At 32.7% G+C, this 584-nt stretch carries 1 protein-coding gene; it reads left to right on the top strand.

The window, feature by feature from the left end; translation table 11 throughout:
* A partial coding sequence (locus E1171_RS00305; protein WP_222931281.1) for a hypothetical protein occupies nt 1-365 on the top strand: 365 nt, incomplete at its 5' end.
* Between the last annotated feature and the right edge of the window lie 219 nt (nt 366-584).

Below are 584 nucleotides of genomic sequence, written 5' to 3'. Positions count from 1 at the left end.
ATCTTAATGGGGATTTGATAGGAACAACTCGATTGGAAAAAGCTGATGCACCAATGGGTGTTGTATTCGGACAAATTGATTCAAAAAAGCAGACTTTCGGGTATAATTTCATCAAAGAATACTGTAAAGAAAATAATATTGAAATAGCAGATGACTATCCCGAAGAAAAGTTGATATCAACAATGAGAATTGACTCTTTGATGGTTAAAAGTGAGAGCGATGTTGAAATTAAAGGAGTTGGAAACCAAATTAATGGAATGGATAGTGATGGATTTGAAATCACAATTCTGGGAATTTCATATCCGTTTTATGAAGAGGAATTCCCGCACCATGTGAAAGCCTATAATGAGATGTTTAAAGAATAAAAAACGAAAGCACAACACTATGTATAAATCATAACCCCACAAAGCCATAACGCAAACCCAAGTTACGATTTATACATCTACCGTTGGGTGTAATTTCCGAAAATGAAGAATCTCAATTCATAAAATAATAAATGAATAGTTCATCCTTAACTTCTCAACTGATGATTAAGAATTTCAATTTAAGTTAGCGTTTGATGAGTCCCAATATTACAATAAGAT

Source organism: Xanthovirga aplysinae, assembly GCF_009711365.1.
Taxonomy (GTDB): Bacteria; Bacteroidota; Bacteroidia; order Cytophagales; family Cyclobacteriaceae; genus Xanthovirga; species Xanthovirga aplysinae.
The sequence above is the reverse complement of the archived record's forward strand: the minus strand, read 5'-3'. Positions and strand labels throughout refer to the sequence as shown.